This window comes from Stenotrophomonas sp. STEN225, from assembly GCF_056756445.1.
In genome coordinates this window covers 272552-298656 of the sequence record NZ_JBRRBV010000003.1, presented here as the reverse complement: position 1 = coordinate 298656, position 26105 = coordinate 272552, and the positions used below count along the sequence as shown (strand labels likewise).

Genomic DNA, 26105 nt, shown 5'->3' with positions numbered 1-26105 from the left:
TGTGGTGGGGGTTTGGTTTTTTCTGGGGGGGGTGTTGTTGGGGGGGGGGGTGGGCACCTCTTTGGTTTGGTTGGGCCCCCCACCCCGGCGTTGGGCATTACTTGTCGAAGCCCAGCAGCAGCGGGTCGTGGTCGGAACTGCGCCATGGGCCGGGCACATTGCGCCCCTGGTAGCCGCTGGCGTCCTGCTCGTCGGCATTGCTGTGCCATTCGGCGGCGCCCGCCAGGCGGCGTGCCATGGACGGACTCAGCAGGGCGTGGTCGAGGCGGCCGCTGTAGCCGTTGTAGACGTAGCTGTAGGGATGTTCGACCTTGGCCACCTTGAAGGCGTCCTGCCAGCCCAGCGTGTGCAGCGTGCGGATCGGATCCTCCATCGCATAGGCGTTGAAATCGCCCAGCATCACCACATCCTTCACCTTCAGGCGCGCGGCTTCGGCCTGCACCCACTGGTTGAGCTGGCGGGCCGATTCGACGCGCGTCGCATTCCAGCAGCCCTGGCCATCGTTGCGGTCGGCGTCGGCACCGCTGGCGTCGCGGCAACCCTTGGACTTGAAGTGGTTGGCGACCACCATGAACGGCGCGCCCTTGCCCTGGAAAGCCTGCGCCAGCGGTGCGCGGCTGTGCTCGGCAAACGGGCCATCAAGCTTGGTCAACGGCGGGCCCAATGTCTTGAACGCACCGCGCTTGTAGATGATGCCGACGCGGATGGGATTGGTGCCGGGGCCTTCGCCCGGATCGACCGCCACCCATGCGTCGTCCGGTCCGGCGTGCGGCCGGTCATTGAGCGCGGCCAGCAGCTCGGCAATGGCCGACTGCGGTCCGTAGCCATCGTTCTCCAGCTCCATCAGGGCGGCGATGTGGGTATCGAGTGCATTGATGGTGGCGACCAGCTTGGCTACCTGGGCCTTGTGCTCCTCGAGCGTGCGGGCACCGCGCAACGTCGGGAAGCCGCCGCCCTGGCCGTCGCCATTGAAGTAGTTTTCCAGGTTGAACGCCGCGATACGCAGGCTGCCAGGCACCTCCGGCACCGCCGGCCGCTGCAGTGCGGGCAGGCTCAGCGTGCCTTCGACCCGCAGCTGGGGGCGGCCCTGCGCGTCCACGCGGACAGTGCCTTCCACATTGCGCAGCAGCATGCCGGTGCGCAGCACCGGGTTGCCCGGCAGGTAGGCCACGCTGCCCGGATCACGCACGTCGCTGCCATCGTCCAGGACCAGGCGGCGGCGCAGGTTGTCAGCCATCACCTGTTCGATGCCGGCGGTGCCTGGCGCGGCCACTTCGGTCGGCTGCCACAGGCGACCGCCGAAGGCGACCGTCAGCTGGCCGGAGCGTTCCAGAGCGTCGGTGCCGGCCAGGGTCAGCGGCGCAGCGATGCGCACACGCTGGCCGTCCAGCGCGCGCCAGTCGGCCGGCGCGGTGGCCAGTACAACGGTGGAGTTGCGTGGGGTGGACGTCGCCGGGGCCGGCATGGCCTGCGGCTGGGCCTGGGCAAAGGCAGATGCCGGCAGCAGCAGGGACAGGACGAGAACAAGGGAACGGCGGCGCATCGACGGGCAGACTCCACGGAATGGGGGCACAGACTAACCCCGAAATACGAACGCCCGACTGCAGCCCGGCGATCTGCCCAGGTGGGCAAAGCCCCGGGGGCCGTCGACGACGGGATCGCAGCGCCGGGCCCATGCCCGGCAGCCGCCCATGCAGGTGGAGCAGAGGCTGCCGAGGGCAGGCCCGGCGCTGCGGAAAGGCCCTACTTCAGGTTGCCCAGCATCCAGTCCACGGTGGCGTGGATCTGTTCCTCGGTCAGCGCCGGGTTGCCGCCCTTGGGAGGCATGATGCCGCCGTCCGGGCCGGTGTAGCCCTCGATGGCGTGCTTGTAGAGCGTGTCCTTGCCCTGCGTGATGCGCTGGTCCCAGTGCGCGCGGTCCAGGGTCGGCGCCTGGCCCACCCCGGTGGTGTGGCAGGCGGTGCACAGGTTGTCGAAGATGACCTTGCCATCGGTGGTGCCGCCGTAGGCCACCTGCGAGGCGGCCTTGGCCAGCGCGGCCGCCTTGGCCGCCGCCTGCGCGGCTGCACCGGTACTGCCGGCGTACACCGCTCCGGTCGGCGCGATGCGCTGTTCGGTGCGTTTGGCCGCAGTGGGCGACACCTCGGGCGGAATCCGGGTGTGCAGGAAGGCGGCAAGGAAGATCAGACCCAGAGTGATGGCCATCAACAGCGCGATCACCATGGAGAAGCGTTTCAGGAACTCCAGATCGTAATTCCGCACTCTTCGTTACCCCTGGCTGGTAGTCGTTGGACCACGGCTGAGCGACTGCGTGATGGGCCGAGTATAGAACGCGCCCTGCGCGCGACAACAGGCGTCAATGCTGGTGCGGCGCAACATGCCGGGGGCTGGGGTCAGATCCCTTTTGCGCCGCAAACGGGACCTGACCCCAGCAACACAAGCCACCGGGCATGGCCCGGCGCTACCGATTTACCGGTGCGCCGATGGCACGCAGGCAGAAGCTGCAGATGGCGTCGACCAGCGCATCCTCGTCGCGATGCGCTTCACGGCTGGGCGCAGTCGGGCCAACCATCGCTTCGGTGAAGGCCCCGACCAGGCACGCGGCCGCCACATGCGCATCCTGCGCAGGCAGTTCGCCGGCGGCCACACCTTCCTCCACCAGGCGCAGGAACACATCGCCGAAGGCACGGCGGCCGCGCATGCGCTCGGCTTCCACGTCCGGATCGACCGGTTCGACGATGAAGGCGTGGGCCAGCCCCGGACCCGCCAGGGCGCGACGCACGAAGGCGGCGATGGCCAGCCGCAGGCGCTCGCTGGCGGCCTCCGGGCCGCTGGCGATGCGTTCCATGATCGCCACTTCATGGGCCACCGCCGCGTTGAGCACCTCCACGAACAGGTCGGCCTTGGAGGGGAAATGACGGTAGATCAGGCCGGTGGAGACCCCCGCCTGGGTTGCCACGGCGGTCACCGGGGCGTTTCGCCAGCCGCCGGTGGCGACCCGTTCACGGGTTGCCAGCAGGATCCGCTCGCGGGCCCCGGCCAGGCGTTCTTCCATCAGTGCAGAGCGTTTGTAGGCCATGTTTTGATTCTGGTTTCAATTTTTGAATTTGTGTTCACTTCTTTCCCGAACCCCGTTACGCTGGGGCCTCGCCCGTGCCGGCGCGGTCCTGGAAACCATCGCCGGCAAGCCCTGGGTGCGTCCATCCCCCACTTTGCCGCCGTGGAGCCGCTGTAATGCACGTGCCATCCCTGAACTTCGATCTCGGTGAAGAGATCGACCTGCTGCGCCAGAGCGTGGCCCATTTTGCCGCCGCCGAGATCGCGCCGCTGGCGGCCGAGGCCGATGCGACCAACCAGTTCCCGCAGGCACTGTGGCCGAAACTGGGCGAACAGGGCCTGCTCGGCCTTACCGTCGAGGAAGAATACGGCGGTACCGGCATGGGCTACCTGGCCCACGTGGTGGCGATGGAAGAGGTCTCGCGCGCCTCCGGCGGCATCGGCCTGTCCTATGGCGCGCACTCCAACCTGTGCGTGAACCAGCTGCGCAAGAACGGCAGCGAGGCGCAGAAGCAGCGCTTCCTGCCCGACCTGTGCAGCGGCGCCAAGGTGGGCGCACTGGCGATGAGCGAACCCGGCGCCGGTTCGGACGTGGTATCGATGAAGCTGCGCGCCGACAAGCGTGGCGATCGCTATGTCCTCAACGGCAACAAGATGTGGATCACCAACGGCCCGGACGCCGATGTGCTGGTGGTCTATGCCAAAACCGACATGGACGCCGGCGCCAGGGGCATCACCGCCTTCCTGGTTGAAAAGGGCATGCCGGGTTTCTCCACCGCGCAGAAGCTGGACAAGCTGGGCATGCGCTCCTCGCCGACCTGCGAACTGGTGTTCCAGGACTGCGAGATTCCCGAAGAGAACGTGCTCGGCAGCGTCGGCGGTGGCGTGCGCGTGCTGATGTCCGGCCTGGACTACGAGCGCGTGGTGCTGTCCGGCGGCCCGCTGGGGCTGATGGCTGCGGCCATGGACGTGGTGATGCCGTACGTGCACGAACGCCACCAGTTCGGCGAAGCGATCGGCAGCTTCCAGCTGATCCAGGCCAAGATCGCCGACATGTACGTGGGCCTGGGCGCCTGCCGCGCCTACGTGTACGCCGTGGCGCGCGCCTGCGACCAGGGCCGTACCACCCGCCAGGACGCGGCCGGTGCGATCCTGTACGCCGCCGAGAAAGCCACCTGGCTGACCGGGCAGGCTATCCAGATCCTCGGTGGCAACGGCTACATCAACGAGTACCCGACCGGCCGCCTGTGGCGCGACGCCAAGCTGTACGAGATCGGTGCGGGCACGTCGGAGATCCGCCGCATGCTGATCGGCCGTGAATTGTTCCAGCGCACCCTGTAAGGCCACCCCATGACCGTCCTGAACAGCCAGCTGCAACCGGGCAGCGACACGTTTGAAAGCAACCGCGCGGCGATGCAGGCCGTGGTCGACGATCTGCACGCCACCCTCGCCCGCACTGCCCTGGGCGGCAGCGAGGCGGCACGCGCCAAGCACACCGCGCGCGGCAAGCTGCTGGTACGCGACCGCATCGACGCCCTGCTCGATGCCGGCAGTGCCTTCCTGGAAATCGCGCCGCTGGCTGCTCATGGCATGTATGACGACGCTGTGCCGGCAGCCGGCGTGGTCGCCGGTATCGGCCGGGTCAGCGGCGTGGAGTGCGTGATCGTGGCCAACGATGCCACGGTCAAGGGCGGCACCTATTACCCGATGACGGTGAAGAAGCACCTGCGTGCACAGGAGATCGCCGAGCAGAACCACCTGCCGTGCATCTATCTGGTCGACTCCGGTGGCGCCTTCCTGCCGCTGCAGGACGAGGTGTTCCCCGACCGCGACCACTTCGGCCGCATCTTCTACAACCAGGCCAACCTGTCCGCGCAGGGCATCCCGCAGATCGCCTGCGTCATGGGCAGCTGCACCGCCGGTGGGGCCTACGTGCCGGCGATGAGCGATGAAACGGTGATCGTGCGCGAGCAGGGCACCATCTTCCTCGGCGGCCCGCCGCTGGTGAAGGCGGCCACCGGTGAAGTGGTAACGGCCGAGGAACTGGGCGGCGCGGACGTGCACACGCGCATTTCCGGCGTGGCCGACCACATGGCCGACAACGACCTGCAGGCGCTGGCACGGGTCCGCGCGATCATCGCCCAGCTGAACTGGCGCAAGCCGGAACCGGCGATGGCGATGCAGCCGCCGGAGGAACCATTGCTGCCGGCGCACGAACTGTACGGCGTGATCCCGGCCGATACGCGCAAGCCCTACGACGTGCGCGAGGTGATCGCACGCCTGGTCGATGGCTCGCGCTTCGATGAGTTCAAGCCGCGCTATGGCGCCACCCTGGTCACCGGCTTCGCCCATCTGAACGGCTACCCGATCGGCATCATCGCCAACAACGGCATCCTGTTCTCCGAGTCCGCGCTGAAGGGCGCGCACTTCATCGAGCTGTGCACCCAGCGCGGCATCCCGCTGCTGTTCCTGCAGAACATCACCGGCTTCATGGTCGGGCGCAAGTACGAACAGGGCGGTATCGCCAAGGACGGTGCCAAGCTGGTGATGGCGGTCGCCTGCGCGAAGGTGCCCAAGTTCACCGTGGTGATCGGCGGCTCCTTCGGCGCCGGCAACTACGGCATGTGTGGGCGGGCCTATTCGCCGAATTTCCTGTGGATGTGGCCCAACGCACGCATCGGCGTGATGGGTGGCGAACAGGCCGCCAGCGTGCTGGCCACGGTGCGTCGCGATGGCATCGAAGCCAAGGGCGGGCAATGGCCCGCCGCGGAAGAGGACGCGTTCAAGGCGCCGATCCGCGAGCAGTTCGAGCAGCAGGGCCACCCGTACTACGCCAGCGCGCGCCTGTGGGACGACGGCGTGATCGATCCGGCCGATACACGTCGGGTGTTGGCCCTGGCGCTGTCGGCCAGCCTCAACGCCGCCCCGCAGCAGACGCGCTTCGGCGTGTTCCGCATGTAACCCGCGCCATGACCGAGCCTGTCGCCATGTTCACCAAAGTCCTGATCGCCAACCGTGGCGAAATCGCCTGCCGCGTCATCGCCACCTGCCGCCGCCTCGGCATCGCCACCGTGGCCGTGTATTCCGATGCGGACCGCAACGCCCGCCACGTGCGCCTGGCCGACGAGGCCATCCACATCGGGCCGGCCGCCGCACGCGAGAGCTATCTGCGCGGCGAGGCCCTACTCGACGCCGCACGCCGGAGCGGCGCGCAGGCGATCCATCCCGGATACGGCTTCCTGTCCGAGAACGCCGACTTCGCCGATGCCTGTGCCGCCGCCGGCATCACCTTCATCGGGCCGCCGGCCAGCGCGATCCGCGCGATGGGTGACAAGAGCGCGGCCAAGGCCTTGATGGCCAAAGCCGGCGTGCCGCTGACGCCGGGTTATCACGGTGACCAGCAGGCGCCGGACTTCCTGCGCGCGCAGGCCGATACGATCGGCTATCCGGTGCTGATCAAGGCCAGCGCCGGCGGTGGCGGCAAGGGCATGCGCAAGGTCGAACGCAGCGAGGACTTCATCGATGCGCTGGCCAGCTGCCAGCGCGAGGCCGCCTCGGCGTTCGGCAACGACCACGTGCTGGTCGAGAAGTATGTCGAGCGCCCGCGCCATATCGAGATCCAGGTGTTCGGCGACAGCCACGGTGATGCGGTCTACCTGTTCGAGCGTGACTGCTCGGTGCAACGCCGGCACCAGAAGGTACTGGAAGAAGCCCCGGCACCGGGCATGAGTGCCGAGCGCCGCGCGGCGATGGGCCAGGCGGCGGTCGACGCTGCACGCGCCGTGGGCTACGTCGGCGCGGGCACGGTGGAGTTCATCGCCGGCCCGGACGGTGATTTCTACTTCATGGAAATGAACACCCGCCTGCAGGTCGAGCACCCGGTCACCGAGTTCATCACCGGTACCGACCTGGTGGAATGGCAGCTGCGCGTGGCCTGCGGCCAGCCACTGCCGCTGCGCCAGGACCAGCTGGCCATCCAAGGCCACGCGATCGAAGCACGGCTGTACGCCGAAGATGCCGACCGCGGCTTCCTGCCGTCCACCGGTACCCTGCGCCGACTGCGCCTGCCGACGGCCTCGGCCAACGTGCGCGTGGATACCGGCGTGGAGGAAGGCGACGCCATCACGCCGTATTACGACCCGATGATCGCCAAGCTGATCGTCTGGGATGTGGACCGCGACAGCGCATTGCGGCGCATGAGCCAGGCACTGGCTGACTGCCAGGTGGTGGGCGTGACCACCAATGCCGGTTTCCTGCGCCGGCTGGTCCACACCGATTCATTCGCGCACGCCCGGCTGGATACCGCACTGATCGAACGCGAGCAGGCCGCCTTGAGCGCCATCGGTGACAGCGACGATGCACTGTGGCAGTTGGCCGCGGTCGCCGCGGTTGCCAGCACGGCCGACGCCGGCAGCGACCCGCGCGACCCCCATTCGCCTTGGCGCGCACAGGATGGCTGGCGCCTGGGTGCGCCCGCGCCCCGCGTGCTGCCGCTGCAGCAGGGAGAGCGCCGGCACGTGCTGAAGGTGTGGGCACAGGCCGATGGCTGGCGTGTGCAATGTGATGATGCGGCCCCGCAGTCGGTGCTCGGTTGCCTCGACAGCCAGCACCTGACGGTGCAGCTGGACGGCCGTCGCTGGTCACTGCAGCTGCTGCGCGAGGGTGACCAGCTGTATCTGTTCGGCGCCGATGGCCAGCACCGCTTCACCCTGCACGACCCGGTCGGCGAGTCGGAGCATGCGGTGGCCGATGCAGGCAGCCTGCTGGCGCCGATGCCCGGCAGGATCGTGGCCACGCTGGTCGAGGCCGGTGCCCAGGTCAAGCGTGGCACGCCGCTGGTGGTACTCGAGGCGATGAAGATGGAGCACACCCTGCAGGCACCGGCCGACGGCACAGTGAAGGGTTACCGGGCGAAGGCCGGCGACCAGGTCGGGGACGGCGCGGTCCTGGTCGACTTCGAAGCGACCTGAGCCACGCTACGGCGTGATCCTGGCGGGCCAGACACGGCCCGCCGGGTCCATCTCCGAGGTCTGCATCGTTGCCGCGCGCCAGCCGAAGCCGCATACCGCCAGCGCGCCTTCCGCCATCGGCTGCAGGGCAAGCGCGCGCGCGGCCTCGGCCTCGTTGATGGCCGCCGTGACGAACGCGCCCAGGCCCTGTGCGGTGGCCGCGCTGTAGAACGCCTGCGAGATGTGCCCGGCGTCGAGCATGACCGCACGGTAGGCCTTGGCGTGGTTGCGGTACTTCCAGAAGGTGCGCTCGAAGCGGCACACCAGTACCAGCAGCACGTGGGCATCGGCGAACCAGTGCTGGCCCGCCAGCAGGCGCAGGCGGAACCCTGCGGGATCGTCGGGCTGCACCGGCAGCGGGGCCAGTTCATGCGCGACTGCGTGGTAATGGTAGAGCCCCGGCGCCAGGCCCTGCACGTCGCGCACCATCAGATAGGCTTCCAGCGGATGCAGGCTGCCGGCCGAGGGCACGTTCTTCTTCAGGAACCGCACGTCCGGATCGGTTTCCACCTGTGCCTGCGCCATCAGCACCTGCTGCAGCAGCCGTGCCAGCAACGGCAGCGGCAGCGCGCGGGTCGCATCGAAATTCCGGCAGGTGGCACGCGCCTGCAGCAGTTCCTGCATCGGATCATCATCGCAGCGGGGCAGCGCAAGCGCGCCGGGCTGGCGTGGCGGCGCCTCCGGCGGCGGATTGCCGAAGCTGCGGACCAGGTCGCACGCGGTCACCAACTGCTGACGCTGCATGTCCGCGCTGCTGTCCACGCCATCCCAGCAGGATTGCTGGTAGTGCAGCGCCGACAGCGGCCACCAGTGGCTGTCGCGCACGCGCTGCTCGGCCGCACAGGCCTCGGCATGGGCCGGATCGTCGCTGACCAGCAGTCCCTGCTGCAGCAGCGCCAGTACGCGGCGGCGGCAGGCCGCATCCTCCGGCATCGGCTGCCAATGCTCGGCGCTGCAGGCCAACAGCCAGGCGCAGCTGTCGGCATCGATCTCGCATGCCGAAGGCAGGTGGGCGGTACGCACCTGCAGCCGCTGCTCGAAGGTCACCCCGGTGCCGCCGGCCATCAGGTCGGCCAATGCAAAGGCCGGGCGTTCGACCGGCTCGACGAACAGTGTCCGGCAACGGCGGAATCTCATCGGCGTGCAATCGAAAGGCCTGCGGGGGCGCCGATCATAGCGCGATGCACGTGCCTGCCATCAACTTCGCACGATCGCCGCCGATACTTCCATTTTCCCAGCCCGTCGGTTGCACGCCATGTCTTCTTCACCGCTTCCCACCCACGTCGTCCAGCAGCTGCTGGAACGCCTGTCCAGCGACGATGACTTCCGCAAGGCTTTCGCCGCTGATCCGGGCCAGGCACTGCTCGATCTGGGCGCCGATGAAGACTGCGTGCGCGCCTGCCATACGCCGCTGGCCACGCTGGGCAGCAAGGCCGAGTTCGCCAAGGCCGCTCCGCGCCTGCGGGAGCTGCTGGACGCGCGTGCCTCGTTCACCGTGCCGTTCCTGTTCGAGGATGGCCTGCCCGGCCTGGATCGATAGACCGGCCTCAGGGCGCGGCCACCGTGCCCTTGTCAGGCATCACTGCGGCGGCGCGGCCTGCCGCCAGCCGCTGCACATCCATCGCGTTCAGTGGCAACAGAGCGTAGTCACCGGTGTCTTCAGCAAATGCCAGGCCGGCGTGGCGCTGCAGCCACGCCGCCTGCCGTGCGACCGCGGCCTGGTCGCCGCGCGCGGTCACCAGATCCAGCTGCAGCACCCGCCACTGGAACAGGTTCGCCGACGGCTGCTGCGCCAGCAGGTCCTGCGCCTGGTCTAGGTCACCCTGGTCGAAGGCCATGCGGGCACGCAGCAGGTTCCAGAGCTCGCGCAGACGCGGATCCGCGTCGCGCTCGGGCAGGGCCTGCAGCGGGTCCCTGCGCTGCATCACCACCGAGGCGTGGCCTGCGCGCGCGGCATGATAGGCCGCCGCCAGGGCGATGAATGCATTGCGGCGCGCTGGCGCAGGATGGCGACGGTCGACCGCGGCCAGCGCCCGGTCCAGCACACGCAGGTATTCCTGCGCCGTCACGTGGTCGCCTTCCTGTTCGCGCCAGGCCAGTGCCTGCAGCGCGTAGATGTCGCACAGCCCACCGACCGTCGTGCACTGGGCAGCCACCTGCCGCATGTCGGTGGCTGCCTCGTGCGCGCGCTCCTGCATGGCCAGCACCGCCGCGCGCAGCATGCGCGTCCCCGGCCCCGATACGGGCATCGCCGCAAAGCCGGCATTGGCGGCCTCGAAATCACCGGCCAGCGCGGCGATCACCGGCTCCATGCCATCGCCATTCCAGCCCGGATGAAGGCGTGCGCCGCGCAGCGCCGCTTCGGCTGCGGCGACTTCGCCACGGGCCAGCTGCACCCGCGCCACGAACACCAGCACCAGTGCACGCCGAGAATGCTGGCGGGCCAGCAGCGGCTGTGTTGCGGCCAGGGCGCCGTCATAGTCGCCCTGGGTGTACAGGATCTTGGCGTAGTTCATCCAACCGGCCGGGTCGTCCGGGTACAGCTCGGTCAGCAGGCGCCACTTGTCGGCGATGCGCATGGGCGGTGCACCTGCGAAATCCGCTGCCCACGCGTCCAGGTACAGCTGGTCGCGTGCGGTCAGGTGGGCACGCTGGCTGACCGCCTTCCGGTACAGCACGGCGGCCTGCTCCAGGTTGCCCTTGGCGTGCTGGATGGTCATCTGCCCCACATAGGCAAAGGCGAATGCGGGATCGAGCCGGGTGGCCTGCTCGTAGAACATCAGTGCGTCGTCGTAGCGGGCGGCCGCCGTGGCATCGACGCCCTTGGCGTAGGCATGCAGGGCATCGAGATTGGCCGTCGCCACGGTGGGCAGCGGTCGCTGATCGCGACCGACATCACGCAACGCTTCGCCCAGGTCGGCGCGCAGCGCTGCCACCACGTGGTCGGTGGAGGTCAGGATCGATTCCAGGCCTCGACCATCGGCGTAGCGCGTATAGACGGTCTGACCGCTGTGCGGATCGACCACTTCGACACTGACCCGCACCTTGCCGTTGAGTTCGAGCACGCTCGGTACCAGCACCGCGCGCGCGCCGTCGCGCAGGGCCACCTCGATGGCCAGGCCTCGGTCGAGCCGTGCCTGTGGCGAGCGCTGCATCAGCTGCAGGGTGTCGCGCACCTTCAACTCGCTGAGGATGTTGACGAAGCGTGACTGACCCAGGCTGATGTACAGCGCCTGCTCCAGGCTGCTGTCCAGCTGCGGATAGGCGGTGGTGTTCTGCACCGCGGCCAGGATCACCCAGTCCCGTTCGGCGAAGGCGATGGCCGGCGCCGGGCGCAGCAGCATCCACAGCAGCACGCCCAGCGTCACCGCCAGCGCGGCCTCGGTGACCACAGCCGCGGGACGCCGCCACAAGGGTAGATCGCGCCATGCCTTCTCGCCCGAGCGCGGTCGACGCAGCGGCGCACTGCCACGCAGGCCGATCTCGAACACATCCTGGCGCTCGGTGATGCCCTTGAAGCGCCAGCGCCCATGGTGCTTCCAGCGCAGCGCCTCGCTGGCCCAGGGCAGCGTGGAGGTAGCGCGCCGTGCCATCTGCTCGGCGGTGGCCGACAGCAACACCTGGCCCGGCCAGGCCAGCTGCATCAGCCGCGCCGCCATCGGCTTGGCCAGGCCCTCCACCTCCACCGGCTTGGCGCCATGGGCCATTGCTTCGGCACTGTTGTTCCACAACAGCACGTCACCGACATGCAGGCCCGCACGCGCGCGCAGCACGATGCCGCGCTCACGCCCCAGCGCCTCCACCGCAGTCTGGTAGGCCAGGGCAAAACCGACGCCATCGATGGTGCGCTCGAACAGTACGAACAGGCCGTCGGAACGGTCGATCAGCTGCCCGTTCCAGCGCTGCTGCAGACCCAGCACCAGACGGTCATGCTGCTGGAACAGCTCGGCCGCCGCCACATCACCGATCCGCTCAACCAGCTGCAGCGAATCGCACAGGTCGGTGAACAGCAGCGCGCGCAGCTGCTGGTTGTGTGGCGCCGACGTTCCTTTGTCGCCCTTCATCACCGGTGTCTCCGCTCTAGTGCCCGTCCGGCGCGTCCACCCAGCGCAGGCAGTTGCCGCCATCGCGCTTGGCCTGGTACAGCGCTCGGTCCGCACGCGCATACCACTCGCTCCAGTCCGCATCCGGCGCCAGCAGGCTGGCGCCGATGCTCACCAGGCTCACATGGGGCGTGCCATGGCTGCGTTCGAGTAGACCATGCACCGCGCTGAGGATGAACTCGGCGGCATGCTGCACGATTTCGTGGGTGCCGCGCCGCAGGATGAGGCAGAACTCATCGCCGCCCAGGCGGCAGGCCAGGTCGTGTTCGCCGGCCATCGAGCGCAGGATGTTGCCCATGCTCTGCAGCACCCGGTCGCCGGCCTGGTGGCCGTGCCGGTCGTTGATCTGCTTGAAGCGATCACAGTCGATCAGCAGCAGGCCCTGCGGTGCGCCCCGCCCATCGGCCCGGCACTCCTGCAGGTACAGGGTCAGCCCGCGGCGGTTGTGCAGCCCGGTCAGCTCGTCGGTACGCACCAGCTCGCGGGTGTGCGTGAGCTGGTGGGTGGTGATGTACAGATTGTCGAGCGCCGTTTCCAGATCGTGGTTGCGGCGCCGCAGCTGGCTGATCAGGGCCTGCTCGTTGGTCAGCACGCGCATGATCGTACGGCGCAGGAAGTAGGCCACCAGCCCTGGATCGGCATCGACCAGACGCTGGAAATCGGCCGGCCCCAGTTCCAGCACCTGGCAATCGACCAGCGCACGTGCACCGGCACTGCGCAGGTGATCGCCGACCAGCAGGCCCAGCTCGCCGAAGAACTCCTGGTGGCCGAGGACCTTGATCACCAGATCCTCGCCGAAATCCAGTTCGATCCGGCCTTCCAGGATCACGTACATGCGCTCGCCACGATGGCCGCGCTGGAACAGCCACTGCCCGGCTTCGAGCCGGCGCGGCCGGCCGAATCTGGCGAACAATGCGACCTCGGCATCGGACAGCAGCGCATGCACGATCTCGGCCATCGCCACATGGGCGATACCGGTCGTTGCATCAGTGTTCTCGGCCGCACCCCTGCCGGTCATTCCCTGCACCCGCCGCCAGCGTCCCCTGGTGAGCCGCGGAGCATAGCACCGCTTTAAAGTGTGCGCCCTATCTCATTTTTACGAATCGACAGCCGGTAGGTGCGTGGAGACCGGGGGCTGCACCTTGGGAGCACGACTGTCCGTAAAAATTCCTGCCGGATCAAGCTGATGCCCGTCTTCACAGGGTTTGGGCCAAGTTGCGTGGCGAGGCGTGCGCCCGATTGACGCGGATGCCATGCGGGACCGGGCCGAGGGGATACAACAACGCCGGCAGGTCCCCCGACCGGCCGGCGTTGTCTGGCCCTTCCCTGGCCACCCTGAGCGGTGTCGGCAGCCGATCGCACGGCCACCGTTGGATCAGGCCGCGCGTTCGCTGTGGAACTGCTCTTCTTCGGTCGAACCGGTCAGCGCGGTGGTGGAGGACTGTCCCTGCTGGATCGCCTGGGTGACCGCGTCGAAGTAACCGGTGCCGACCTCGCGCTGGTGCTTGACCGCGGTGAAGCCGCGCTCGGCCGCTTCGAACTCCGCCTCCTGCAACTCGACGAAGGCGCTCATCTGCCGGCGCGCGTAACCGTGGGCCAGGTTGAACATGCCGTAGTTCAGCGCGTGGAAACCGGCCAGGGTGATGAACTGGAACTTGTAGCCATAGCTGCCCAGCTCCTTCTGGAACTTGGCGATGGTGGCGTCGTCCAGGTTCTTCTTCCAGTTGAAGCTCGGCGAGCAGTTGTAGGCCAGCAGCTTGCCGGGGAACTTCGCATGAATGGCTTCGGCGAACCTGCGCGCGAACTCCAGGTCCGGCTTGCCGGTCTCGCACCACACCAGATCGGCATACGGTGCATAGGCCAGGCCGCGGCTGATGGCCTGTTCCAGGCCGTTGCGGGTCTTGTAGAAGCCTTCGACGGTGCGCTCGCCGGTGGTGAACGGCTTATCGTTGCCGTCGATGTCACTGGTCAGCAGGTCGGCCGCTTCTGCGTCGGTGCGCGCCACCAGCAGGGTCGGCACACCCAGCACATCGGCCGCCAGCCGCGCCGCGTTGAGCTTCTCGATGGCCTCGCGGGTCGGCACCAGCACCTTGCCGCCCATGTGGCCGCACTTCTTCACCGATGCCAGCTGGTCCTCGAAATGCACGCCCGCGGCGCCGGCTTCGATCATCGCCTTCATCAGTTCGAACGCATTGAGCACGCCACCGAAGCCGGCCTCGGCATCGGCTACGATCGGCTGCAGGAAATCGATGTCGTCCTTGCCTTCAGCGTGATGCAGCTGGTCGGCGCGCAGCAGCGTGTTGTTGATGCGCTTGACCACCGCCGGCACCGAATCGGCCGGATACAGCGACTGGTCCGGATACATCTGCCCGGCCAGGTTGGCATCGGCCGCCACCTGCCAGCCGGACAGGTAGATCGCCTTCAGGCCGGCCTTGACCTGCTGCATGGCCTGGTTGCCGGTCAGTGCGCCCAGCGCGTTGACGAACTCGCGCTCGTGCAGCGATTTCCACAGCTTCTCCGCGCCCAGCCGGGCCAGCGAATGCTCGATATGGACAGTGCCGCGCAGGCGCACCACGTCGGCGGCGCTGTAGTTGCGCTGGATGCCTTCCCAGCGCGGGTTGGTATCCCAGTCGTGCTGGATCTGTTCGGCAGTGGGCAGGGTGCTCATGTCTATCTCCAGTTCAGTGGTGCGTGCAGCGGGAAGGGAAGCGGCGTGGAGCGGGCGCGGGGATCAGTCGATGCGCGCGTAGGCCGGCAGGGTCAGGAAGTCGGTCAGTTCATCGTTGCGGCTCAGTTCGCCAAGCAGGGCGATGGCTTCGCCGATGCGCGCGCCGCCGGGCAGCGCCGTGGTATCACCCAGGCGTGCGGGCAGCTGCGCCAGGGTGGTGTCGAGCAGTGCCAGGTCGATGGCAGTGCCGTCGTCCAGCTGCTGGCCCGGGGTATGCAACCACTGCCACAACTGGCTGCGGCTGATCTCGGCGGTGGCCGCGTCTTCCATCAGGTGATGGATGGGCACGCAACCGTTGCCGTCCAGCCACGCGGCCAGGTAGCGCACGCAGACTTCGACATTGCCCTCGAAGCCGGCGCGGGTGATGGTGCCCGGCGGACGCGCGATCAGTTCGTCGCGGCCCACGCGCACGTCCTGACGCAGGACGTGGTGCTGGTTGGGCGCAGGCATGTGCTCGTCGAAGATCGCCATCGCCACCGGAATCAGCGCCGGATGCGCGACCCAGGTGCCGTCATGGCCTGCACTCACCTCGCGCAGCTTGTCGGCACGCACACGCGCCATCGCCTGCTCGTTGGCAGCGGCGTCGTTGTTGATCGGAATCTGCGCCGCCATGCCGCCCATCGCATGTGCCCCCCGGCGGTGGCACGTCTGGATCAGCAGTTCCGAATACGCCTTCAGGAACGGCTGGGTCATGGTCACCTGGCCGCGCTCGGGCAGCACGCGGTCGGCGTGGCGGCGGAAGGTCTTCAGGTAAGAGAAGATGTAGTCCCAGCGCCCGCAGTTCAGGCCGACGATGCGGTCGCGCAGCGCGTGCAGGATCTCGTCCATCTCGAACACCGCCGGCAGCGTTTCGATCAGCACGGTCACCTTGATCTGGCCGTGCGGCAGGCCCAGCATGCCTTCGATGTGCGACAGCGCGGTCTCCCACAGGGCCGCCTCTTCCATGCTCTGCAGCTTGGGCAGGTAGAAGTACGGGCCACGATCCTTGCGCTGCAGCGTGCGGGCGTTGTGGAAGGCGAACACCGCCGCGTCGAACAGCCCACCGGCCAGGAACTGGCCATCGATGCGGACGTGCTTCTCGTCCAGATGCCAGCCACGCGGGCGCACGATCAGCACGGCCTGCTCGTCGTACGGGCGCAGGGTGTAGTGCTTGCCGTTGGCCGCGGTGAACTCCAGGTCACCACGCACCGCAGCGGCCAGCGACTGCTGCCCGGCCAGCAGGTTGCGCCAGGTCGGCGAGGTCGAATCCTCGAAGTCGGCCATGAATACCTTGGCGCCGGAGTTCAGCGCGTTGATGACCATCTTCGGATCGGTCGGGCCGGTGATCTCGACGCGGCGGTCCTGCAGCGCGGCCGGCAGCGGTGCGACGGTCCAGTCGCCGCTGCGGATCGCGGCGGTGTCCTCACGGAAGTCCGGCAGGCCGCCGCGGTCGAAGAACGCCTGGCGCTCACGGCGAGCCTGCAGCCGCGCCTGCCGACCCGGCTCCACCGCCCGGTGCAGCGACACCAGCAGGGCCAGCAGCGGCGCCGGCAGCAGGGTGTCCTGGCCGGCCACCCGGGTCGCCAGGGCGATGCCGGGCGTGGCCTTGGTGGCGGGGGAGGGAACAGCGGAAGCGACGGCGGACATGGGACGACTCCAGCAGTGGGGAACGTCTCCACCGTGCCGCTGGCGCTCAGTATTTGGCAAAACAGTTTTTGCAATGCTTTACATAAATTGTGCTAATACTCGTTACGCCATGACCACGCGCAGCTCGCCAAGTCCTCGTTTTTCCTACAAATCCGACCGCCTGAAGCCCTTGCGTGCGTTCTGCCAGACCGTGCGTCTGGGTTCAGTCTCACGGGCGGCTGAGGCGCTTTTCGTCAGCCAGCCGGCCATCAGCCTGCAATTGCAGGCGCTGGAGCGGGAGCTGGGCGTACCGCTGTTCGAGCGCAGCGGCCGCCGCCTGGTGCCCAGCCGCGAGGGCCAGCTGCTGTACGAAATGGCGCAACCGCTGGTGGAGAGCCTGGACGGGCTGGAGGCGCGCTTCCGCGACAAGGTGCGCGGGCTGGATGCGGGCGAACTGAACATCGCGGCCAACAGTTCGACCATCCTGTACCTGCTGCCGAAGATCGTCGAGCGCTTCCGCATGCATCACCCGGATGTGCGCCTGACCCTGCACAACGCGATCAGCGCGGACGGCACCGACCTGCTGCGCGAGGACGCCGCTGACCTTGCCATCGGCTCGATGACCGACGTGCCCGCCGACCTCAGCTACGCCCCGGCCTATCGTTTCGAGCAGGTGCTGATCGCGCCACATGACCATCCGCTGGCCCGGGGCGCGGAGCTGGAGCTGGCCGACATCGCCCGCTATCCGCTGGTGCTGCCGCCGAAGCGGCAGATCACCTACCGTCTGGTCGACCAGGTGTTCCAGCGCCATCGCATCGCGTACACCGTCGCCCTCGAGGTGGGCGGCTGGGAAGTAATCAAGCAGTACGTGGCGATGGGCATGGGTATTTCCATCGTGCCGGCGCTGTGCCTGAACGAGACCGACCACGAGCGGCTGGCGGCGCGGTCGATGAAGCGCTGGTTCCCGGAGCGCAGCTATGGCGTGATCGTGCGCCGCGGCAAGGCGCTGTCGGCGCAGGCACGAGCGTTCATCGAGCTGATCCAGCCGGAACTGTTCAGCCCGCGCGATTACGACCAGAGCGGGCATTCCGAGCGGTGAGGGGGTTCTGGTTTGCAGGGCTGCCGCCCTGCATCTGCCGAAGCCTCAAGCCGAAGCAACGGCAACAGCTGGCTATGTGTGGGACGGCGGGGTGGGTCCGGTTGCGGGGGACGCCGTAAACCCGTCCATGGGGGCTTGGTCGCGGCATCCATGCCGCTCACACCCCCGCAACCGGACCCACCCCGCCTTCGACAGTTTCCCTCTGCTGTTTAGTGCCAGCTGCTGTTGGCGGGTGCCGACCGTTGGTCGGCACGGGGTCGGATCCAACCTCTGATTCATTTCCGGCCGGCGATGAATAGACTGGGCGCATGTCCATCGAACTGCGCCACCTGCGCTATTTCCTTGCCGTTGCCGAGACCCTGCACTTCGGCCAGGCGGCCGAGCGGCTGGGCATGTCGCAGCCGCCGCTCAGCCAGCAGATCCGCCAGCTGGAGGACTTGATCGGGGCGCGCCTGTTCGTGCGCAGCCATCGCCGCGTGCAGCTGACGCCTGCCGGTGAACTGCTGCAGGAGCGCGCGCGGGCCATCGTGCAGCAGGTGGAGACGGCAGTGGACGAGGTGCAGCGCGCACAGCGCGGCGAACAGGGTGAGCTGCATATCGGGCTGACCCGGGCCACACCGCTGTCGCCGCAGATTCCGCGCTCGATCCTGCGCTACCGCCAGCAGTATCCGCAGGTGCGGCTGCAACTGAGCGAGATGAACACGCTGCAGCAGATCGACGCCCTGCTCGACGGTTCACTGGACGTGGGCATCATCCGCAAGCGCGCGCTGCCGCCGGAACTGGTTGCGCACAGCCTGTTCGTCGATCCGCTGGCGTTGATCGTGCATGCCGACCACCCTGCCCTGCGCCGGCTTCCGGAACAGGGAACGCTGTCGCTGCGTGCGTTCGCGCAGGAACCGTTCGTGGCATTTCGACGCAGTGCCGGCGCCGGCATCCATGACCACATGATCGCGCTGTGCGCGGCTGCCGGATTCACTCCACGCATCGTGCAGGAAGCCGGTGAGGCGTCCACGCTGATCAGCCTGGCGGCGGCTGGCCTGGGTGCGGCGATCCTGCCGTCCTCGTGCGACCACATCCGGGTGGAAGGCGCGCGCTTTGTCGCGCTGGCCGATGCCGGCGCGCACTCGGAGGTGCAGCTGGCATGGCGCCGTGAGGGAGTGACGCCGCTGATCCGCAACTTCGCCGGCCTGCTGCGCGGCGCATTCGCCGAAGAGTGAAGCGCCGCGCTGCGCGCTCGCCGGGCATGGCCCGGCGAGCATCAGGCCGTCACCGGCTGCGGGGCCCGCTGCTGCAACGCCCAGACGATGCCACCGCCAAGCAGGGTCAGCACTGCCGCGAACGCGCACACCCCCAGCCAGTCCCACGCGGCGTAGGCAAGCCCGCCCACACCGCCCAGCACGCTCGACCCCAGGTAGTAGGCGAACAGATACAGTGCCGAGGCTTCCGCGCGCATCATGCCCGCCCGGCTGCCGACCCAGCTGCTGGCGACCGAATGACCGCCGAAGAAGCCGAAGGTCACCAGCGCGATGCCCAGCGCCATCGTGGTCAGCCACGGCATCGCCAGCAGCGCGATGCCGGCACCGATAAGCACGAAGGAGATCGACAGGACGCGCCCACGGCCGTACCGCGTGGCCTGTTGGCCCATCCATGCCGAGCTGAACGTACCGACCAGGTAGACGCTGAAGATCAGCCCGACCACGGTCTGGCTGAGGTGGTACGGCGGCGCCAGCAGGTGATAGCCGAGGTAGTTGTAGAGGGTGACGAATACGCCCATCAACACGAAGGAGGTGGCGAACAGCCACGGCAGGCCGGGATCGGCGAACAACGTGCGCCAGCGCGACGGCAGCTGGCGCAGGCCGCCGCGACGGGCCTGGAAATGCCGCGATGGCGGCAGCTGCAGCCACAGCAGCACGGTGCTGGCCACGGCGATGATCGAGACCACGCCGATGCCCCAGCGCCACCCCCAATGGTCGGCGATGATGCCGGCGAGCAGGCGCCCGCTCATGCCACCGATCGCGTTGCCGCCGATGTACAGGCCCATCGCCAGGCCCAGTGCGCGGCTGTCCATTTCTTCGACCAGATAGGTCATCGCCACCGCCGGCACGCCACTCAGGGCCAGGCCCAGCAGGGTGCGCAGCACCAGCAGCGTGGTCCAGTCATCGACCAGGGCGGTACTCAGCGAGAGGATGGCCGAGGCCAGCAGGGCGACGATCATCAACGGCCTGCGGCCCACGGCGTCGGACAGCAGCCCGGCCAGCAGCATCGCCACGGCCAGCGTGCCGGTGGTCAGTGACAGCGACATCGCGCTGCCGGCGGCGGAGACGCCGAAGTGGCGGCTGAACTCGGGCAGCAACGGCTGCACCGTGTACAGCAGGCCAAAGGTGGAGAAGCCGGCCAGGAACAGCGCGACCGCCGTGCGGCGGAACGCTGGCGTGCCCTGCTGGATGCGTGTCTCGGGGCTGGAATCGGCAGGAGGGAAGCGACGTTCGGGGGCCGCGGCGGTTTCGCCAGTCATGGGATCGAAGGGCCGTAGGGGGCGGCCGGGGTGGAGGGAACGGGCCCCAGACTAGGCCCGTCCACCCAGTCGATCCATAACCTGAAAAGTCAGGATTGATATCCCTGACGTATCGATTCAGCTCACAGGTGCTGCCACTGGAAGCCATCGCCACGGCGGTAGTAGACGGCCACCGCGCGCCCGTAGACCTTGTCGGCGTCGACGAAGCCGAAGAAGCGTCCATCGAAACTGTTGCCGCGATGATCCCCCAGTACCAGCAGCTTGCCGGCCGGTACCACCAGGTCCGCAATGTCGGGACCACCGCCCATGTCCAGGTCCAGGCGCGCACGGCGGCTGCCGAAGGCCTCCACGTCCTGCAGGTCGGCCATCTGCAGCGGGTGGCCGTTGATGCTCAGGTGGCCCTCGTGCAGTTGCACGTGGTCGCCGGCCACGGCGGCGACCCGCTTGATCAGGCGGGTGCCGTCGGCAGGCGAATCGAATACCGCCACCTCGCCGCGCTGCGGCTGGCCGGTGGACAGCAGGGACGTGTTGGTGAACGGCAGGCGCAGGCCATAGGCACGCATGTCCACCACCACCCGGTCACCGGGCTGCAGGGTCGGCTGCATCGAGCCACTGGGCACCACGTAATGATTGGCGAGGGTGTCGCGGGCGGCGGCGAGCAGGCCCAGCATGAGCAGCAGCGGCAGCGCCTCCTTCTTCAGCCAGGCGAGAGCGCGTTGCGGGAACGGCGGTCGGGCAACAGCATCCATGTCAGGTTCCGATGGGGTGGCAGGGTCTTCAGACCCCATCCGGGTGCAAGAGGTTCCCGGTCGCGCCGGGCCATGCCCGGCCGAGTGTTGGAACGGCCGCGCCATGTGCTCTCCGGGCATGGCCCGGCGCTGCCGATGCAGGGTTACGCAGGTTTTACGCCCGGGCCCGGCGCCCGCCATCGCACCTTTACGGGCACTGCGCGCATCGTCTGCCCACCGCGCCGAACGGCGCTTTCCGCAAGGTGTTGTATGACCCTCCTGGTGATCCGCCACGCCTCTTCATCGGCACCGCGTCCGCAGCTGCCGGCGCAGTTGTCCGGCCACCGCGTGCTGTGCAGCGACTGCGCCAGCCTGTCCGAAGTGCGCCAGTGCCTGTGCCAGCCGCAGGCGCGCTCGGCCGACTGGGTACTGCTGGACGTGGGCGTGGCCGACGAGGCGCAATGGCAGGCCGAGGGCAGCGCGCTGCAGGCCGCCCTGGAGCGGCTGCCGGCGCAGTACATCGAGCTGCAGAGCGCCCGCGAACCCGGCCTGGACGCGCGCCTGCGCCTGCAGCATGGGCCGGCCGCGGTGGTGGTCGACCAGCGCAGCCAGCAGGCCGGTTATCCGCTGTCGCTGGCCATCGTCGGCCGCCGCCTGGCGCAGGAGGGCTGAGCCATGTCGATCTTCATCATCCGCGGCCCGGAAGCGGCCGGCACATTGATCCGTACCGCACTGCCGCTGCCGGCACCGGTACTGAAGTCGCTGGTACACCGTGCGATCGATGCCGGCACCAGCGTGGCCATCCGTGCCTGCGGTTCGGAACAGGAACTGCTGGATGCCCTGCGCGTGGCCGATCACAGCCGCGGCGAAGTGACATTGCTCGATCCCGGCGCGTGTGCCGGCAGCCTGCGTCTGCAGCGCCTGCTGCCCTATCTGCACAACGCCTACGTGGAGGTGCATGACGACGGCGCGGTGGCTGAGCCCTGTCTGCCGGCCGGCATCGGCCAGCGCCTGGGCATCGCCGCCGGCTATGGCGCGCAGAGCTACGTGCTGGCGCTGGATATCGCGCTGGATCACCTGGGCCTTGCCGAACAGGCGAACCGGGTGCACGTGGGGACGTAACGCTGTTTGTAGAGCCGAGCCCATGCTCGGCTGCCTTTCCAGGAAACATCAGCCGAGCATGGGCTCGGCTCTACAGAAGAACGTCGAGCATGGCTCGACGCTACAGAAAGAAAAACGGCGGGGTCGCCCCCGCCGTTTTCGCTTTCTTACTTCAGCCCGCGGAACTTCAGCAGCGGTTCCACCGACGGGTCCTTGCCGCGGAAATCGCGGTACAGGGTCGACAGCTCCACGCTGTTGCCGCGCGAGAGGATCTTGTCGCGGAATTGCTGGCCATTGGCCGCGGTCAGGCCGCCGTTCTCGGTGAACCACTGGAAGGCGTCATGGTCGAGCACTTCCGCCCAGAAGTAGGCGTAGTAGCCGGCCGAGTAGCCACCGCCCCAGATGTGGTCGAAGTAGGTGGTGCGGTAGCGCGGCGGAACCTGCGGCAGATCGACCTTGAACTTCTTCAGCGCGCTGGCTTCGAAGGCTCCGACATCCTGCAGCGGCGCGTCGGCCTTCTGCGTGTGCCAGGCCAGGTCCAGCAGCGCAGCCGACAGGTACTCGGTGGTGGCGTAGCCCTGGTTGAAGCTGCGCGCCTTGAGGATCTTGTCGACCAGTTCCTGCGGCATCGGCTCGCCGGTCTTGTAGTTCTTGGCGTAGTTGGCGAACACCTTCGGATCCAGCGCCCAGTGCTCGTTGAACTGCGACGGGAACTCGACGAAATCGCGCGAGGTGGCCGTGCCGGCGATCGAGGGGTACTTCACGTTCGAGAACATGCCGTGCAGGGCGTGGCCGAACTCGTGGAACAGGGTGGTGACGTCGTCGAAGCTCAGCAGCGCCGGCTGGCCTTCGGCCGGCTTGGTGAAGTTGCAGACGTTGTAGACCACCGGCTTGGCGCCGGTCAGGCCATCCTGCTCGACGAACACGTCCATCCACGCGCCACCGGACTTGCTGTCACGCTTGAAGTAGTCGGTGTAGAACAGGGCCAGCGAGGTGCCGTCCTTGTCGAACACTTCATACACCTTCATGTCCGGGTGGTAGGTCGGGATGTCGGTACGTGGCTTGAAGGTGATGCCGTACAGCTGGGTGGCGGCGTAGAAGACGCCGTTCTGCAGCACGTTGTCCAGCTCGAAATAGGGCTTGATCTGCGACTCATCCAGATCGTACTTGGCCTTGCGTACCTGCTCGGCGTAGAAGTCCCAGTCCGAGGCCGCAACCTGGAAACCGCCCTTCTGCGCGTCGATCACCTTCTGGATCTCGCCGGCTTCGGCACGTGCCTTGGCGGTGGCAGCCGGCACGGTGTCGGTCAGCAGCTTCAGCGCGGCGGCCGGGGTCTTGGCCATCTGGTCGCCCAGCTGGTAGTCGGCGAAGGTGTCGAAACCCAGCAGCTTGGCCTTCTGCGCACGCAGCTGGGCCAGGCGCTGCACGGTCTGGCGGGTATCGTTGGCATCACCGCGCTCGGCGCGGGTTTCCGAGGCCTTGAGCACGGCGGCGCGCTGGTCGCGGTCGCTCAGCGAACCAAGCACCGGCTGCTGGGTGGTGTTCTGCAGCGGCAGCAGGAACTTGCCGTCAAGCTTGCGCGCCTTCGCATCGGCAGCTGCGGTGTTGATCGCGTTCTCATCCAGGCCGGCCAGCTTGGCCTTGTCGTCCACGATGACGGCAGCGGCAGCGGTGGCGGCGACCAGGCGGGTATGGAACTGGGTGGAAAGCGTGGTCTCTTCCACGTTGAGCTTGCGCAGGCTGGCCTTGTCGGCGTCGGACAGCTGCGCACCGGCACGCACCAGGCCGTCGTAGTAATGCTCGACCAGGCGCTTCTGCACCGGGTCCAGGCCCAGCGTGTCACGCTGGTCGTACAGCGACTTCACGCGTGCGAACAGCTTCGGGTCGAGGCTGATCTCGTCCTGGTGCGCGGCCAGTTTCGGCGCGACTTCTTCCTGGATCTTCTGGCGCGCATCGTTGGTATCGGCCTGCACCAGGCCGAAGAAGATGCGCGACACGCGGGTCAGGGTCTCGCCGCTGCGCTCCATCGCCACGATGGTGTTGTCGAAGGTGGCCGGCTCGCTGTTGTCGGCGATCTTGCGCACGTCGGCCAGGTGCTGGCGCATGCCTTCCTCGAACGCCGGCAGGTAGTCGCTGTCCTTGATCTTGTCGAACGGCGGCGCCTGGAACGGCAGCGTGCTGGCGCTCAGCAGCGGGTTGGTGGAGGCATCGGCCGGCTGCTGGGCCGGGGTATTCTGGGCTGCGGACACGGGGGTGGACTCCTTGCCGGAACAGGCCGCCAGCGCCAGGCTGATGGCGGCGGCCAGGACTACGGTACGCGACATGTAAAACGCTCCTTGGGCAGACGGGATGGGATGCCGACCGTCCACCCTACTCCTGTCGCGCTCGCCCGGCATGTGCCGGACGTGGCGTCTGGACCTTCACTGGCGGCCGGCTCAGACCGTACCGCGGGTCTTGCCGATCCAGGGCCGGTAGAACTCGCGGATGGCGGCCATGTCGGCCACGTCATCGCCGGTGGGATGGAACAGCGGACCGACGCCGATGACCTTCTCCGGATAATGGAAATAGGCGGTCAGGATCGGCACGTCGGCCATCCGCGCGATCTTCAGGAATCCGGCCTTCCATTCCTTGACCGCCTTGCGGGTGCCTTCCGGGGTGATCGCGAACCACATCCTGTCGTTGTTGCGGATCAGGTCCACGGCCTGGCCGACGGTTCCCTGCGGCGAGCTGCGGTCCAGCGGGATCACGCCCAGCCGGTGCAGCAGCGGGCCCAGCGGCCACCAGAACAGCGACGCCTTGCCCAGCACCTTGACCTTCATGCCCAGTGCGATCTTGGCCGCCATGCCCCAGAACCCGTCCCAGTTGGACGAATGCGGGGCGATGATGAAGACCAGCTTCGGGATGTCCGGCAGGGTGCCGACCACCTTCCAGCCGCCCATGCGCAGGGTGCAGCGCGCCAGCCAGCGCAGGAACGGGTTGGATCTGACCTGCGGCATGTTCGGCGGGATGGCCGGCAGCAACGGAGTCGGGTTGTTCAAGCAATCACTCCCAGTCACGTGAGGAGCGCCCGCGCTTGATCTGCGCGCGCCCGCGTTTGGCGTCCAGACGACGCAGTTTCGACCCGAGGGTCGGCTTGGTGGCCTTGCGCGGTTTGGGCACGCTCAACCCGGCCTGGATGAAGGCCGCCAGCCGCTCGCGCGCATCCTCGCGATTGCGATCCTGGGTCCGGAAGCGTTGCGCGTCGATGACCAGCACGCCTTCGCCGGTCATCCGCCGGTCACGCCGCGCCAGCAGGCGCGCGCGCAACGGTTCGGGCAACGAGGGCGAGTTGGCCACGTCGAAACGCAGTTCCACCGCGGTGGACACCTTGTTGACGTTCTGGCCACCGGCACCACTGGCACGCACGAAACGCTCGACGATCTCGCCGTCGGGGATCTCAAGCTGCGCGCTGATGGTGACCGGTCCACTGCCCATCCGCGCATTGTAACGGCAGCCACGTGGCGGAGTGCGGCATCGCGCGCCGTATGCCGCCGATCAGGCACCGAACACGCCGCCTTCGCCTTGCCAGCGGGTATGCTGGCCGTCCCATGTACCGCAGGAAGCTTCGCATGATCCGCTCCGCATCCACCCTGCCCGCCCTGCTGCGCCGTGCTGCCCTTCTGCTGGCGCTTGCCGTGGCCAGCGCCCCGGTCCTGGCCGCCGCGCCGACCGACGGCGACATCAACCGCCTGCTGTCGGCCTCCCGCGCGCAGAGCATGATCGACACCATGCTGCCGCAGATCGAGGCGATGCAGCAGCAGCAGTTCCAGCAGGTCGCGTCGCAGCGCCAGCTCAATGCCCAGCAGCAGGAGCAGCTCAAGCGCATCCAGGCACGGACCAGCCAGACCCTGCGCCAGGCCCTGTCATGGCAGCAGCTGCGGCCGATGTACGTGGATCTCTACAAGAAGACCTTCAGCAAGGAAGACGTGCTGGCGATGGCCGAGTTCTACGAGAGCCCGGCGGGCCAGAGTCTGCTCGACAAGACCCCGGCGCTGATGCAGAACGTGATGGTGGCCATCCAGTCGCGCATGCAGCCGCTGTTCGCCGACCTGCAGAAGGATCTGGAAGCGATCGTCAACGAGCCGGAAAAGAAGTGAGGCGGTAGCGCCGGGCCATGCCCG

At 67.9% G+C, this 26105-nt stretch carries 22 protein-coding genes; 9 read left to right on the top strand and 13 right to left on the bottom strand.

Translation table 11 applies throughout. The features are described 5' to 3' along the window. Nucleotides 1–97: 97 nt before the first annotated feature. From ACVOJ1_RS05300 to ACVOJ1_RS05290, 3 genes are all read right to left on the bottom strand, one after another. On the bottom strand, nucleotides 98–1543 hold the full coding sequence (locus tag ACVOJ1_RS05300) for an ExeM/NucH family extracellular endonuclease (RefSeq protein ID WP_065174184.1): 1446 nt from the start codon (nucleotides 1541–1543) through the stop codon (nucleotides 98–100). A 200-nt stretch (nucleotides 1544–1743) separates the two neighbouring features. Continuing rightward, the gene (locus tag ACVOJ1_RS05295) at nucleotides 1744–2262 is read right to left on the bottom strand and encodes a c-type cytochrome (protein ID WP_053518595.1); all 519 of its coding nucleotides are present in this window, start codon (nucleotides 2260–2262) and stop codon (nucleotides 1744–1746) included. Between the two features lie 199 nt (nucleotides 2263–2461). Then, nucleotides 2462–3079, bottom strand: a complete 618-nt coding sequence (locus ACVOJ1_RS05290; RefSeq protein WP_053518597.1) for a TetR/AcrR family transcriptional regulator — start codon at nucleotides 3077–3079, stop codon at nucleotides 2462–2464. A gap of 155 nt (nucleotides 3080–3234) precedes the next feature. Between ACVOJ1_RS05290 and ACVOJ1_RS05285 the strand changes: the two genes are divergently transcribed. The 3 genes from ACVOJ1_RS05285 to ACVOJ1_RS05275 are packed head-to-tail and all read left to right on the top strand — an operon-like array spanning nucleotide 3235 to nucleotide 8027. Next, on the top strand, nucleotides 3235–4398 hold the full coding sequence (locus ACVOJ1_RS05285) for an isovaleryl-CoA dehydrogenase (RefSeq protein ID WP_053518598.1): 1164 nt from the start codon (nucleotides 3235–3237) through the stop codon (nucleotides 4396–4398). Nucleotides 4399–4407: 9 nt separating this feature from the next. Then, nucleotides 4408–6018: a carboxyl transferase domain-containing protein gene (locus ACVOJ1_RS05280; RefSeq protein WP_065174183.1), complete on the top strand. Its 1611-nt coding sequence runs from the start codon at nucleotides 4408–4410 to the stop codon at nucleotides 6016–6018. Nucleotides 6019–6044: 26 nt separating this feature from the next. Continuing rightward, nucleotides 6045–8027, top strand: coding sequence for an acetyl-CoA carboxylase biotin carboxylase subunit (locus tag ACVOJ1_RS05275; RefSeq protein ID WP_262100924.1), 1983 nt, complete (start codon nucleotides 6045–6047; stop codon nucleotides 8025–8027). 6 nt (nucleotides 8028–8033) lie between these two features. On the opposite strand, the gene ACVOJ1_RS05270 is transcribed toward ACVOJ1_RS05275, so the two are convergent. Then, nucleotides 8034–9203 (bottom strand): putative peptide maturation dehydrogenase, encoded by a 1170-nt coding sequence (locus ACVOJ1_RS05270; RefSeq protein ID WP_346480100.1) that lies wholly within the window; start codon nucleotides 9201–9203, stop codon nucleotides 8034–8036. A gap of 118 nt (nucleotides 9204–9321) precedes the next feature. Here ACVOJ1_RS05270 and ACVOJ1_RS05265 point away from each other — a divergent pair, with 118 nt between their 5' ends. Next, the gene (locus ACVOJ1_RS05265; protein WP_053518604.1) at nucleotides 9322–9606 is read left to right on the top strand and encodes an NHLP-related RiPP peptide; all 285 of its coding nucleotides are present in this window, start codon (nucleotides 9322–9324) and stop codon (nucleotides 9604–9606) included. A gap of 7 nt (nucleotides 9607–9613) precedes the next feature. Here the strand turns inward: ACVOJ1_RS05265 and ACVOJ1_RS05260 are convergent, their stop codons facing one another. The 4 genes from ACVOJ1_RS05260 to aceB all read right to left on the bottom strand — a co-directional run bounded on the left by ACVOJ1_RS05260 (nucleotide 9614) and on the right by aceB (nucleotide 16523). Continuing rightward, on the bottom strand, nucleotides 9614–12130 hold the full coding sequence (locus ACVOJ1_RS05260; protein WP_164151113.1) for a putative peptide modification system cyclase: 2517 nt from the start codon (nucleotides 12128–12130) through the stop codon (nucleotides 9614–9616). 16 nt (nucleotides 12131–12146) lie between these two features. Then, entirely contained in the window at nucleotides 12147–13187 is a 1041-nt protein-coding gene (locus ACVOJ1_RS05255) for a GGDEF domain-containing protein (RefSeq protein ID WP_262100925.1), read from the bottom strand. A 357-nt stretch (nucleotides 13188–13544) separates the two neighbouring features. Beyond that, complete coding sequence (gene aceA / locus ACVOJ1_RS05250) at nucleotides 13545–14837, bottom strand: isocitrate lyase (protein WP_053518608.1); 1293 nt, start codon at nucleotides 14835–14837, stop codon at nucleotides 13545–13547. 63 nt (nucleotides 14838–14900) lie between these two features. Then, nucleotides 14901–16523 (bottom strand): malate synthase A, encoded by a 1623-nt coding sequence (aceB, locus tag ACVOJ1_RS05245; RefSeq protein WP_180876417.1) that lies wholly within the window; start codon nucleotides 16521–16523, stop codon nucleotides 14901–14903. Nucleotides 16524–16632: 109 nt separating this feature from the next. Here aceB and ACVOJ1_RS05240 point away from each other — a divergent pair, with 109 nt between their 5' ends. Both ACVOJ1_RS05240 and ACVOJ1_RS05235 read left to right on the top strand, forming a co-directional pair. Next, nucleotides 16633–17601 (top strand): LysR family transcriptional regulator, encoded by a 969-nt coding sequence (locus ACVOJ1_RS05240; protein WP_053518611.1) that lies wholly within the window; start codon nucleotides 16633–16635, stop codon nucleotides 17599–17601. A 308-nt stretch (nucleotides 17602–17909) separates the two neighbouring features. Continuing rightward, nucleotides 17910–18818: a LysR family transcriptional regulator gene (locus ACVOJ1_RS05235; RefSeq protein WP_053520468.1), complete on the top strand. Its 909-nt coding sequence runs from the start codon at nucleotides 17910–17912 to the stop codon at nucleotides 18816–18818. A gap of 41 nt (nucleotides 18819–18859) precedes the next feature. Here the strand turns inward: ACVOJ1_RS05235 and ACVOJ1_RS05230 are convergent, their stop codons facing one another. Both ACVOJ1_RS05230 and lepB read right to left on the bottom strand, forming a co-directional pair. Beyond that, nucleotides 18860–20116, bottom strand: coding sequence for an MFS transporter (locus ACVOJ1_RS05230; protein WP_065182046.1), 1257 nt, complete (start codon nucleotides 20114–20116; stop codon nucleotides 18860–18862). A gap of 122 nt (nucleotides 20117–20238) precedes the next feature. Continuing rightward, a complete protein-coding gene (lepB, locus tag ACVOJ1_RS05225) occupies nucleotides 20239–20865 on the bottom strand; it encodes a signal peptidase I (protein ID WP_065174178.1) in 627 nt (208 codons plus the stop codon). A 249-nt stretch (nucleotides 20866–21114) separates the two neighbouring features. Here lepB and ACVOJ1_RS05220 point away from each other — a divergent pair, with 249 nt between their 5' ends. Together ACVOJ1_RS05220 and ACVOJ1_RS05215 are read left to right on the top strand one after the other, a co-directional pair. Further along, the gene (locus ACVOJ1_RS05220; RefSeq protein ID WP_065174177.1) at nucleotides 21115–21516 is read left to right on the top strand and encodes a hypothetical protein; all 402 of its coding nucleotides are present in this window, start codon (nucleotides 21115–21117) and stop codon (nucleotides 21514–21516) included. Nucleotides 21517–21519: 3 nt separating this feature from the next. Beyond that, entirely contained in the window at nucleotides 21520–21966 is a 447-nt protein-coding gene (locus tag ACVOJ1_RS05215; RefSeq protein ID WP_053518439.1) for a hypothetical protein, read from the top strand. Between the two features lie 146 nt (nucleotides 21967–22112). Here the strand turns inward: ACVOJ1_RS05215 and dcp are convergent, their stop codons facing one another. From dcp to arfB, 3 genes are all read right to left on the bottom strand, one after another. Next, nucleotides 22113–24269, bottom strand: coding sequence for a peptidyl-dipeptidase Dcp (gene dcp / locus ACVOJ1_RS05210; RefSeq protein WP_065174176.1), 2157 nt, complete (start codon nucleotides 24267–24269; stop codon nucleotides 22113–22115). A gap of 111 nt (nucleotides 24270–24380) precedes the next feature. Beyond that, nucleotides 24381–24983, bottom strand: a complete 603-nt coding sequence (locus ACVOJ1_RS05205) for a lysophospholipid acyltransferase family protein (protein ID WP_053518437.1) — start codon at nucleotides 24981–24983, stop codon at nucleotides 24381–24383. 4 nt (nucleotides 24984–24987) lie between these two features. After that, nucleotides 24988–25419 (bottom strand): alternative ribosome rescue aminoacyl-tRNA hydrolase ArfB, encoded by a 432-nt coding sequence (arfB, locus tag ACVOJ1_RS05200; RefSeq protein ID WP_005420755.1) that lies wholly within the window; start codon nucleotides 25417–25419, stop codon nucleotides 24988–24990. A 134-nt stretch (nucleotides 25420–25553) separates the two neighbouring features. Here arfB and ACVOJ1_RS05195 point away from each other — a divergent pair, with 134 nt between their 5' ends. Continuing rightward, nucleotides 25554–26081, top strand: a complete 528-nt coding sequence (locus tag ACVOJ1_RS05195) for a DUF2059 domain-containing protein (protein ID WP_065174175.1) — start codon at nucleotides 25554–25556, stop codon at nucleotides 26079–26081. Nucleotides 26082–26105: the final 24 nt, after the last annotated feature.

Bases quoted from the DNA above. Each gene is read 5' to 3' on its own strand.
- dcp (WP_065174176.1), bottom strand. From the start codon at position 24,269: ATGTCGCGTACCGTAGTCCTGGCCGCCGCCATCAGCCTGGCGCTGGCG.
- ACVOJ1_RS05285 (WP_053518598.1), top strand. From the start codon at position 3,235: ATGCACGTGCCATCCCTGAACTTCGATCTCGGTGAAGAGATCGACCTG.
- ACVOJ1_RS05255 (WP_262100925.1), bottom strand. From the start codon at position 13,187: ATGACCGGCAGGGGTGCGGCCGAGAACACTGATGCAACGACCGGTATC.
- ACVOJ1_RS05280 (WP_065174183.1), top strand. From the start codon at position 4,408: ATGACCGTCCTGAACAGCCAGCTGCAACCGGGCAGCGACACGTTTGAA.
- lepB (WP_065174178.1), bottom strand. From the start codon at position 20,865: ATGGATGCTGTTGCCCGACCGCCGTTCCCGCAACGCGCTCTCGCCTGG.
- aceB (WP_180876417.1), bottom strand. From the start codon at position 16,523: ATGTCCGCCGTCGCTTCCGCTGTTCCCTCCCCCGCCACCAAGGCCACG.
- aceA (WP_053518608.1), bottom strand. From the start codon at position 14,837: ATGAGCACCCTGCCCACTGCCGAACAGATCCAGCACGACTGGGATACC.
- arfB (WP_005420755.1), bottom strand. From the start codon at position 25,419: ATGGGCAGTGGACCGGTCACCATCAGCGCGCAGCTTGAGATCCCCGAC.
- ACVOJ1_RS05235 (WP_053520468.1), top strand. From the start codon at position 17,910: ATGTCCATCGAACTGCGCCACCTGCGCTATTTCCTTGCCGTTGCCGAG.
- ACVOJ1_RS05195 (WP_065174175.1), top strand. From the start codon at position 25,554: ATGATCCGCTCCGCATCCACCCTGCCCGCCCTGCTGCGCCGTGCTGCC.
- ACVOJ1_RS05240 (WP_053518611.1), top strand. From the start codon at position 16,633: ATGACCACGCGCAGCTCGCCAAGTCCTCGTTTTTCCTACAAATCCGAC.
- ACVOJ1_RS05215 (WP_053518439.1), top strand. From the start codon at position 21,520: ATGTCGATCTTCATCATCCGCGGCCCGGAAGCGGCCGGCACATTGATC.
- ACVOJ1_RS05270 (WP_346480100.1), bottom strand. From the start codon at position 9,203: ATGAGATTCCGCCGTTGCCGGACACTGTTCGTCGAGCCGGTCGAACGC.
- ACVOJ1_RS05290 (WP_053518597.1), bottom strand. From the start codon at position 3,079: ATGGCCTACAAACGCTCTGCACTGATGGAAGAACGCCTGGCCGGGGCC.
- ACVOJ1_RS05300 (WP_065174184.1), bottom strand. From the start codon at position 1,543: ATGCGCCGCCGTTCCCTTGTTCTCGTCCTGTCCCTGCTGCTGCCGGCA.
- ACVOJ1_RS05275 (WP_262100924.1), top strand. From the start codon at position 6,045: ATGTTCACCAAAGTCCTGATCGCCAACCGTGGCGAAATCGCCTGCCGC.
- ACVOJ1_RS05260 (WP_164151113.1), bottom strand. From the start codon at position 12,130: ATGAAGGGCGACAAAGGAACGTCGGCGCCACACAACCAGCAGCTGCGC.
- ACVOJ1_RS05230 (WP_065182046.1), bottom strand. From the start codon at position 20,116: ATGACTGGCGAAACCGCCGCGGCCCCCGAACGTCGCTTCCCTCCTGCC.
- ACVOJ1_RS05220 (WP_065174177.1), top strand. From the start codon at position 21,115: ATGACCCTCCTGGTGATCCGCCACGCCTCTTCATCGGCACCGCGTCCG.
- ACVOJ1_RS05265 (WP_053518604.1), top strand. From the start codon at position 9,322: ATGTCTTCTTCACCGCTTCCCACCCACGTCGTCCAGCAGCTGCTGGAA.